General features: G+C 39.6%; 5 protein-coding genes. All 5 read left to right on the top strand.

Annotation, left to right across the window (positions count from 1 at the left end):
* Window positions 1-787: 787 nt before the first annotated feature.
* The 5 genes from DXA05_RS25110 (at window position 788) to DXA05_RS25090 (ending at window position 10,220) form a co-directional block, all read left to right on the top strand.
* The gene (locus tag DXA05_RS25110) at window positions 788-3,937 is read left to right on the top strand and encodes a SusC/RagA family TonB-linked outer membrane protein (RefSeq protein ID WP_225450602.1); all 3,150 of its coding nucleotides are present in this window, start codon (window positions 788-790) and stop codon (window positions 3,935-3,937) included.
* 18 nt (window positions 3,938-3,955) lie between these two features.
* Entirely contained in the window at window positions 3,956-5,962 is a 2,007-nt protein-coding gene (locus DXA05_RS25105) for a RagB/SusD family nutrient uptake outer membrane protein (RefSeq protein ID WP_074911525.1), read from the top strand.
* 407 nt (window positions 5,963-6,369) lie between these two features.
* Window positions 6,370-7,506 (top strand): aldose epimerase family protein, encoded by a 1,137-nt coding sequence (locus DXA05_RS25100; protein WP_074911523.1) that lies wholly within the window; start codon window positions 6,370-6,372, stop codon window positions 7,504-7,506.
* A gap of 151 nt (window positions 7,507-7,657) precedes the next feature.
* The gene (locus DXA05_RS25095) at window positions 7,658-9,079 is read left to right on the top strand and encodes a sulfatase (protein ID WP_165861567.1); all 1,422 of its coding nucleotides are present in this window, start codon (window positions 7,658-7,660) and stop codon (window positions 9,077-9,079) included.
* Between the two features lie 31 nt (window positions 9,080-9,110).
* Entirely contained in the window at window positions 9,111-10,220 is a 1,110-nt protein-coding gene (locus DXA05_RS25090; RefSeq protein ID WP_062695874.1) for a glycoside hydrolase family 88 protein, read from the top strand.
* The last annotated feature ends 301 nt before the right edge of the window (window positions 10,221-10,521 follow it).

Here is a 10,521-nt window from a genome sequence, read left to right as displayed (position 1 = left end):
GATCTACATCTGGACTTTTAGTACATACGATGGGCAAAATTGCCATCGCATTCATTTATCTAATTTTCTAAAACAAGGAATCAGAGTTCAACTACTGATTCGCATTATTAATAATGAATGGAGAGATCAGAGCTTGATTGGTTAATGAATTAAAGAAGAAACAATTTGTTCAATAGAAGAAAGAATAATCCATAATAGTTAACTTGTTGGGTATCTATGTTGGATTCATTTATATAGCCCAAATAGGCATTAGAGCTTATCCTAAAGGATCTTTTTAATTCTTAAATTAGTTTGGGACTAATTTTCCATTAATTGGTTTGTTTGTAGTATTATAATTTGGTCGATTTTTCTACTTTTGTCTCATCCAAAAGGATAAATATAAGGTTTTCAACAGGACAGAACTCAATTAATAGAAGATAATAATCTTCATGACATGAATGAAAAAGGTAAAGATAGAGATTGTGATAATAAGAATTTTTATTGGGGTATAGTTGAATTAAAAGGATTGTTTGAAGGATAAATGAAAAAAGTATTTTGGATTTCTCTTTATATATTTTAGAGATAATAATCTTGTTTTTTGACATAATGTTAAACTTAATTTAATACGCCTATGGTATAATAAAATGATTTTTTTCATTCTACTTCTTTTGCATTTTGCAAAACTATGAGTTATTTATATGGGATAAAATCCTCTGTAAACTTTTAATCTAATAAAATATTAAACATGGTCAAAAAAGTTTTATTTTTATTTTGTTGTATGTTCGCACATGTTATATATGCCCAGAATATGATGATAAAAGGGACTGTCATAGATGCGAACAATGATCCTCTATTGGGGGTGACTATTATGGTAAAAGGAACTACTACAGGAACCATAACCGATGTTGATGGGAATTTTTCTATAAAAGGTAAAACGGGGGAAACATTGATTGTTTCTTATATTGGAATGCAGACGCAGGAAGTGGTATTTAGAGGACAACCACTTAAAATTATGTTAAAAGACGATGCCCAAGCCTTGGAAGAGGTTGTGGTAGTTGGTTATGGTACCATGCGTAAGAAAGACCTTACCGGATCTGTAATACAGGTGCGTCCGGATAAAATAGCTAATGAAAATCCCAAAACTGTACAAGATATTCTTCGTGGTACACCAGGTTTGGCCATAGGTTACAATGCTGATGCCAAGGGTGGTGGTTCCATGAATATCCGCGGTCAACGTTCTGTTTATACGGATGGTAATCACAACTCACCCTTGTTAATATTAGATGGTATGATGTTCTATGGCGAACTTTCTGAAATCAATCCTGACGATATTGGTCAGATTGATGTATTGAAGGATGCTTCTGCGGCAGCTGTGTATGGTGCCAAAGCAGCCAATGGTGTTATTATCATTACGACTAAAAAAGGAAAGAGAGGTAAACCGGTAGTAAACGTCAGCACAAATATTGGTCTGACACAACGAAGCGCTTACCGTGAACGATTTAGTCCTTCTGCATATTTGCAGCATTATGCAGACTGGAAAGCTAAAAGTACTTACGGAGCTAATGCAGAAGGTAATTGGGACGACTACCAAATTGGTGTATATAAAGGTATGGATGACTATTATACGAATCCCGATAAGTTGACGAATATTGATTTGGATATTTGGAGAGGTTATACTAGCAACGAATCTGGAGAAAGCGATTTGAGCATTTGGGCAAAGCGTTTGGGATTCACAGGTAATGTGCTTGAAAATATTCTGTCAGGCAAGACTGTGGATTGGGAGGACAAAGCCTTTCGTTTGGGTTTCAATCAGGACTACAATGCCAGTGTCAGCGGTGCTTCTGAGAAAGTGGATTATTACTTCTCTTTGGGCTATCTGCGTAACGAAGGCGCCTTGATTGATGATACCTATCGTGCTGTTCGTGCCAATATGAAATTGAATGCCAAAGTAACTAATTGGTTCGAGATAGGAGCCAATGTCAATTTCCAAGATCGTACTGATGGCAGTATTGACATGGACGAAGGTCAATTCATGCGTAATAGTCCTTACGCGGATTATGCCGATGAAGATGGGAATCCTATTCAATATCCGAATGACGAAACTTATTCACAGCGCGGTTATAATTATGATTTCCAAAAACAATATTTAGATCTGGAAAAAGGATATACGGTGCTGAATTCTATCTTTAACGCTAAAGTAAAACTGCCTTTTGGCATCACCTATCAGTTCAATGTTGCACCGCGTTATCAATTTTTCTATGAGCGCTATTTCATGTCAGCAGACCTGCCAGGTAGCAATCCTAACAATCGTGGTGCCGATCGTGAACATGCCAAACGTTTTGATTGGTCATTGAACAACACTATCACTTGGGACAAAATTTTTGACAAAAAGCATCACTTTATTGTAACTTTAGCTCAAGAAGCAGAGGAACGCCAACGTTGGTCCGACCGCATTGAGGCACGCAACATTCAGCCTTCAGATGCATTGGGATTCCATAATACACAGAATGGTTCTAAAGAGAGCAGTTCCTATTCAACCACTGACTCGCATGAGACTGCTGACGGTTTATTAGGCCGTCTGTTCTATTCCTATGATGACCGTTATATGCTGACCACATCTATCCGCCGCGATGGTTATTCTGCATTCGGTTCTACCAATCCTTATGCTTGGTTCCCTTCTGTAGCTGTTGCATGGACTTTCTCTAACGAAAAGTTTTTCCAAAAAATCAAGAATGTGATGAGCAGTGGTAAGTTACGTGCTTCCTATGGTAGTAACGGTAATCGTTCATTGGCGGATCCTTACACGGCATTGGCAAATCTTAGTGCAGGTAGTGGCGATTATATGGGTTATCTTACATCTACTGGTGAAGTAGAATTAATGCGCTATCTAATGGCAAGCCGTATGGCAAATCCTACCTTGCAATGGGAGAAGACAAAATCGTGGAATTTTGCCTTGGATTTTGGTTTCCTAAATGATCGTATTACCGGTACAATGGAATTTTATACGATGAATACCAACGACATGATTATGTCACAACCATTGCCAGTTTTTACCGGTTTCAACAATATTACTACCAATTTGGGGCAAGTTAACAATACTGGTTTTGAATTCTCCTTGAATACGGTAAACATCAAGCAAAAGAATTTTGAATGGAATACAACGTTCAACTTCTCCTATAATAAGAATAAAATCAAGCACCTGTTTTATGAATACGAAAACGTATTGGATGCTAATAGTAATGTAATCGGGCAAAAGGAATCTGACTATACTGCTAACGGTTGGTTCATCGGAAAACCCATCAACCAAATATGGGACTATAAAGTGATCGGCATTTGGCAGAACGATGAATGGAAAGAGGCAGCCAAATACAAGCAGCAGCCGGGCGACCCGAAGGTATGGAACAATCCGGAGAACGATATCTATAACGCTGATGGCAGTGTGCAAACTATCGTCTATAACGATGACGACAAGCAGTTTCTGGGAACAACCACACCTCCCATTAACTGGTCATTGCGTAACGAATTCGTACTTTGGAAAGATTTAACCGTTTCCATCAATATCTACTCCCGTATGGGTCATAAGGCTCTTTCTACCAACTACTTAAATAATGACGATGATGGTGGTCGCATGTCATACGCTGCTGCCTGTTTGCAAGCTAAAGAGTATTGGACCATCGACAATCCGACTAATAAGTACGGAAGAATCGATGCCAATGGTCCTGATGGTGCCAAGAAACCCGGTATGCTGTATAATCGCTCCTTCATCCGTTTGGAAAATATTGCTGTAGGATATACACTGCCTAGAAAACTGACACAGAAATGGGGCATTGAGCGTGTGAAAATATCCGGTACTGTACGCAATGTTGCTACATGGGCCAAAGACTGGGAATATGGTGATCCCGAAACCGGTGGTCTGGGTACCCGTCTTTACTCGCTGGGACTTAACTTATCATTTTAAACCTAAAAACAAACAGATATGAAAAGTTTCATTAAGAAAAATATATTCAATAGTTTGGTGCTGTTATCCGGTACATTGTTGATATTTACTGGCTGTGAAAAAAGTTTTCTGAAGGCTGATCCATTGTCATTCTATGAACCGGAACAGACATACTCTACCGAATCCGGTTTGAAGTCCGTATTGGCTATTGCTGACCGTCAGTTGAAGCGTTATTATACGACAGGTGGCGATGATTTATTTCCTCTTGTATCGGAATACACATTCTCCGATTTAATGATCCCATCTCTTACTGATAAGACGGACTTATTGGATAATGTAGCTCAAAAACTGACACCTAATAGTGATCAAAGTACACAGCAGGACCTAAGTCGTGTAAGTACCCTTTGGTTCTTTTGGGATCAAACAACCAAGGGTATTCGCAATGCCAATTCAATCTTGACCTACATAGACAATATAGATTTAAGTGAGGAAATCAAGAATAAGTATATTGGTCAGGCCTATTTCCATCGTGCATTCCGTTACTATCTGTTGGTATTCCAGTATGGGGATGTACCTTTCATGACTAAACTTCTTGAAGTACCCAAATTGAACTTCCGCTCTACCAAACGTGATGCTATTTTGGATCGTCTGATTCTGGATATGGAATTTGCCATAAAATGGGTGCCCGAGCAAAAGGATATGGACTTGATTGGTGGAGTGAATAAAGGTGCTTGTCGCATGCTGCTCTCCAAACTTTATTTGGCTAGAGGTGAATACCAGAAGGCGAAGGACCAATTGGACATCATCATAAACAAATCTGGTTATTCACTGATGACCGAGAGCTTCGGTACATTTTGGGAAGGAGGAGAACCAGAGACATGGCCCATTACCCGTAATGTTATCTGGGATCTGCATCGTCCGGAAAACAAATTACTTACCAGCAATAAAGAGGTAATCATGGGATTGCCGAACCGTGGTTTCGCTAAAGAATCATTTTTGGCTAATCCAACTATGCGGAATTTTTATCCATTCTATTTCAATAACAGTTTAAAAACTCCCGATGGTAAACAAGGTTTGATAAATATCAAGCGCAACAACAAAGATTATAATCCTCAATATGACTATATGCGAGCTATGGGTCGCGGTGTAGCCAGAGCTCGCCCTACATGGTTCTATCAAAAAGGAGTATGGGTCGTAAATGGTAAAATGGATCAGACTGACTTGCGCCACAGTGTAGAGTATGGTAACTGGGTAACTATGGAATCACTCAAATACAATAATAAGGCTTCCAAATATTTTGGCCAGCCGTTGAGACTGTTTGATGAACAAGGGAAGTTGTTATGTTCGGATACTATCCGACGTTGGTACGATGTTCCCCATTACATTTGGAAATTGGATGATCCTGTTCGAGAGGCCAATATTAACGGTTCTGATGGTCACCACGGAGCTTCTGATGGTGGTTATGGTGATTGGTATCTGTATCGTCTTGCTGAAGCCTATCTGTTGCGTGCTGAGGCTAAATTTTACCTTAATCCGAGCGATGCCACTATCAAGGATGATATTAACATTATCCGTGAGCGTGCTCATTGTACTCAACTCTATGGGGGAAATATTACGATTGGTGACATCATGAATGAACGTGCCCGTGAATTATTTTGGGAAGAGTTCCGTAACGTAGAGCTTACCCGTGTGTCACTCTGCTTGGCCCGTAGTGGTCGTCCTGACGAATGGGGTAACACCTACGATTTGGCGACCTTTGACAAACAGGAAGGCACTGATCTAATTGGCGGTAGCTATTGGTACCAGCGTTGTATCCGCTATGGCATGTACAATAAGGGTGTAACAATTGTAATCGATGCTGCCAAATCTCAGCTTAACTATATTATAGATAAGAAAAATATTTACTGGCCTATCCCTGAAAGAGAAATCAAAGCTAACAACAAGGGAAGGTTGTGGCAAAATTATGGCTATGACGGCTATGATCCCTCCATTCCTGTATGGGAAACTTGGGAAGAAGCCGAAGCTGATATGGATAAAGTTGATTAGTTGATTTTTGTATCATCAACTAGTACAACAGAATGAGAATGGAGGTATATTAAAGTGACGGTATCAATAGTATAGTTGTTGTGAAAATATTCCTCTATTCCCTATTTTGAAAAGAAAGGTAGTTTATGGACTCAATATAAATAAAACTGGTGATGAGTATGTCCGCTATTACATGTTTGTTTTTTATGTGGTAATTATTGTCGTTTGAAGACACATGTGCGGCATTGCCAAAGTCGGCTATTGTTCGGAAGTGGAGCAATATATTTGTTGGAACTATTTTTATGGTAGTAAATTGTTATCACGAACTCTTCGCGCCGGGCTAAATATGACCTCACAGTAGTAGTTTTCACTTAGTCGTACGAAGCAATTTTTACAGAAGAAATAAACATATAGACACTTTAATTGATATGAACAGAATAATGATTTTAATAGCAGGTTTTATGCTACTGGTAGCAGCCTGTACCGATAAGCAGACCGATGGTAACACGGTTTCCGGACTGAATCCAGCAGACTTTCGCATGGAAGTGGATGGTAAACAGACGTATTTGTTTGTGTTGAAGAATACAAATGGCATGGAGGTTTGCATCACCAACTTTGGTGGACGCATTGTTTCGATAATGGTACCGGACAAAGAGGGTATTATGCGCGATGTCGTCTTGGGCTTCGACTCTATTCAGGATTATGTTAATCATCCTAACAACTTTGGTGCTACCATCGGTCGATATGGCAACCGTATCAACCAAGGTAGAATCACCGTTGAGGGAGTGGAATACCAATTACCTCAAAATAATTATGGTCACTGCTTGCACGGTGGTTTGAAGGGATTCAATTCTCGAATGTTCGATGCTAAACAAGTGGATGGGCAGACGCTGGAACTAGGCTATTTGGCAAAAGATGGCGAAGAGGGATTCCCCGGCAATCTTGCCTGCAAGGTTACATTCACACTGACAGATGACAACGCCATCGACATTTGCTACAACGCCGAGACAGACCACACCTCCGTGGTTAATCTGACCAATCATTCCTACTTTAACCTTAATGGCAATCCCGCTACAGGCAACTCTGACCATCTGCTGACCATCTATGCTGATGCCTACACTCCCGTGGACAGCACCTTTATGACTACCGGTGAAATTGCTTCAGTAGGGAATACAGACATGGATTTTCGTCAGCCCACACCCATTGGAGCGCGTATCGACAATGAGTTCATTCAATTGAAGTACGGCAAGGGCTACGACCATAACTGGGTGCTTAATACGAAAGGTGATGTTTCCCAAGTGTGTGCCACACTTGAATCACCTCAGACCGGCATTGTACTTGATATTTATACCAACGAGCCAGGTCTTCAATTCTATGCCGGCAACTTCTTGGACGGAACGGTAAAAGGTAAGAAAGGTATCGTATATAACCGTCGTGCCTCTGTCTGTCTGGAAACACAGAAATATCCCGATTCTCCTAACAAGCCGGAATGGCCCTCCGCATTGCTGAAGCCGGGAGAGAAGTATGAGAGCCGTTGTATCTATAAATTTTCCGTGAGAAAATAATTTGTTATTACTTTTGTGAGAAACGACAATGAATAATTCAAATCTAATAAAAATAGTTGCTCCCATGTTGACGAGTATTTTATCGTGCAGCAAACCGAGTGAAGAGATAGTCATCAATCATCCCAAGGAGGTGAGAAGTACTCCAAATATATTGTTTGTCATTGCTGACGATCAATCTTTCCCTCATTGCTCGGCTTATGGCAATTCTTTTGTTAAGACTCCGGCATTTGATTATATAGCTAGCCAGGGATGCTTGTTTCAGAATGCTTATGTGACATCTCCGGGTAGTAGTCCTTCCAGAGCATCTATTTTATCAGGAATGTATCCTTGGCAAATAAAGGAGGCAGGAACTCATTGTTCATATTTTCCAAAAGATATAGTTTGCTATACAGATATTCTGACTGCTAATGGTTATAACGTAGGTTATACTGGTAAGGGGTGGGCACCAGGCGATTGTAAGGAAAGAGGGGTAAATCCCGCAGGAAAAGCTTTTAATAAGAAAAAACTGACCCCTCCCTATAGTGGCATATCCAATATAGACTATGTTGAAAACTTTAAATTGTTTTATCAAGATAGCGATAAAAAACAACCATTCTGTTTTTGGGTAGGCTTTAATGAACCACATAGAGGTTTTGAACGTGATTCATGGCAGAAAGAGAATAAATCACTCTCAATCGTTAGTGTACCGGGTTTCTTGCCTAATCATGATGTTGTTAAAGGTGATTTATTGGACTATTCGGTAGAAATAGAATATCAGGATGCACAATTACAAAAGATAATTGATTTTCTGAAGGAAAAAGGTTTGTTTGATAATACATTGATTATAGTGACTGCTGATAACGGTATGGCTTTTCCAAATGCAAAAGCTACCTGTTACGATGCCGGGGTACATGTTCCATTAGCCATCTGTTGGGGAGACAAGATAAAAAGAAAGAATACTAGCGAAATTGTTAGTTCTGTAGATTTTGCTCCAACGATGTTGGACGCAGCAGGTATAAATCGTTCTTCCTATGGGCACATGTCAGGCAAAAGTATGTTGCCTTTCTTAATGGAAAACAAAGAACAGAAAAGAGAAGCTGTCTATTTTGGAAGAGAAAGACATAGCTCTTCACGGTATGCAAACTTAGGTTATCCAATAAGAAGCCTTAGAAAAGGAAATTATTTGTATATAAGGAACTTTCATCCGGAAAGATGGCCAGCAGGTGATCCGACACCTTTGGATAAAAACAACAATTTGGCAAAGGCCCATTCTGGTTATTTCGATATAGACGGTTCACCTACTAAGCAGTTTTTTATTAATAACAGGGAGAATGGCGATGGTGTACAATATTTCATCCGTACTGTCGGTTTCAGACCTTATGAGGAGTTATATAACATTGAGAATGATCCCTGTTGTCTTGATAATTGTATTGAAAAACCAGAATATAAGGGTGTATTGTCAGAGTTAAGAGGCAGATTGGATCAGTTACTATATCAGACGAATGATGTAAGAGTAACTTCCGAAAAGGGGGACAGTATTTGGGAATCATATCCACGAATAGATAGTATAAGGAATTTTCCTCCCTATGAGTAGTATTTTAGTGTTATTTTTTTAGATGGAGACTATGAATAAAAGAGTATATTTATTGTTTATATGTTTGAGTGTTTTGTTTGTTCAAAATATATTTGCTCAAAAGAATTTATTGACAAATTTTCCCAATGGATTTACTCCGGAGGAAGTCGGAAGTCGCTTGGCCTACAGGTTCGTGAATAGTAAGCATGCACTTTATGTAGGTAAGTGGATAGGGTATTATGAAACATTCACGCATAGTGCAGCTTTTGAATATGCTGTAATGACGAAAAAAGACAGATTGGCAAAGCTTGTTCAGGATAAATTTGACTGTTTATTGACAAAAGAGAAACAGTATTTGCCTCCTAAGAACCATGTTGATTTAAATACGTTTGGCAGTTTACCTTTGAAACTGTATAAAGTGACAAAGAAGAAATGCTATTTTGATCTTGGTATGTCTTATGCGGACAGCCAGTGGGAGGTTCCGGCTGATGCCAAGCCCAAGCAAAAAGAGTGGGCGGATAAAGGGTATACGTGGCAGACACGATTGTGGATTGATGATATGTACATGATTCCCATTTTACAAATAGAGGCGTATAAAGCTACTAAAGACTCGAAATATATAGACAGAGCAGCTAAGGAGATGGTATTATACTTGAATGAATTGCAGCGGCCTAATGGTTTGTTCTATCACGCTCCTGATGTGCCTTTCTATTGGGGACGCGGAAACGGTTGGATTGCTGCAGGTATGGCCGAGTTGTTACAATATCTGCCGAAGAAGCATAAGGACCGTCCGCGCATCTTGCAGGGATATCTGACGATGATGAACAGTTTGAAAGATTTCCAAAACAGCAGGGGGATTTGGAATCAATTGATTGACCAACCCGATTGTTGGGCCGAAACTTCCGGTTCTGCGATGTTTACTTTTGCGTTCATCAAGGGAGTGAAAAACGGTTGGCTGAATGCCAAAGAATATGCACCATTAGCCCGCAAGGCATGGCTCACCTTGGTGCCGTATGTAAACGAGGATGGAGATGTGACTGAAATCTGCATTGGAACGGACCGAAAGAATGACAAACAGTATTACTATGATCGCAAGCGTTGTATTGGTGATTATCATGGGCAGTTAGCATTTCTTTGGTGTGTAGTAGCATTGCTAGAATGATATCATAATTAAAGAAGAGTAAAGCATAAACGTATGATATTTATTGGTTGAATAGTAATGGAATGTTTCCAGTTATCTGAAAAAGACTCTACTGGAAAACTTAAGGTGAGGAAATCTGTTTTGCAGATCCAACCATAATCAGTGCGGTAAATACTACTTGATTGGTACTGGAGACAATGTTTCGGAAGCAAAGTAACCATTCTATTTTCCGCCTTGACATAAGTTGTTAGCCGCCATATCTTTGCGCCGTAACCTTTAACAAGAATGATTATGGCAAAAGAAAAAGTAAACTATCAGGAGG

This window comes from Bacteroides sp. AM54-2NS, assembly GCF_003602935.1.
GTDB lineage: Bacteria > Bacteroidota > Bacteroidia > Bacteroidales > Bacteroidaceae > Bacteroides > Bacteroides xylanisolvens.
Note: the sequence above shows the minus strand (reverse complement) of the source record. Positions and strands in the feature narration are given on the sequence as shown.

What these genes read in the sequence shown, in the direction of transcription:
- DXA05_RS25100 (WP_074911523.1), top strand. Translation starts at nt 6,370, where the DNA reads ATGAACAGAATAATGATTTTAATAGCAGGTTTTATGCTACTGGTAGCA.
- DXA05_RS25110 (WP_225450602.1), top strand. Translation starts at nt 788, where the DNA reads ATGATGATAAAAGGGACTGTCATAGATGCGAACAATGATCCTCTATTG.
- DXA05_RS25090 (WP_062695874.1), top strand. Translation starts at nt 9,111, where the DNA reads ATGAATAAAAGAGTATATTTATTGTTTATATGTTTGAGTGTTTTGTTT.
- DXA05_RS25105 (WP_074911525.1), top strand. Translation starts at nt 3,956, where the DNA reads ATGAAAAGTTTCATTAAGAAAAATATATTCAATAGTTTGGTGCTGTTA.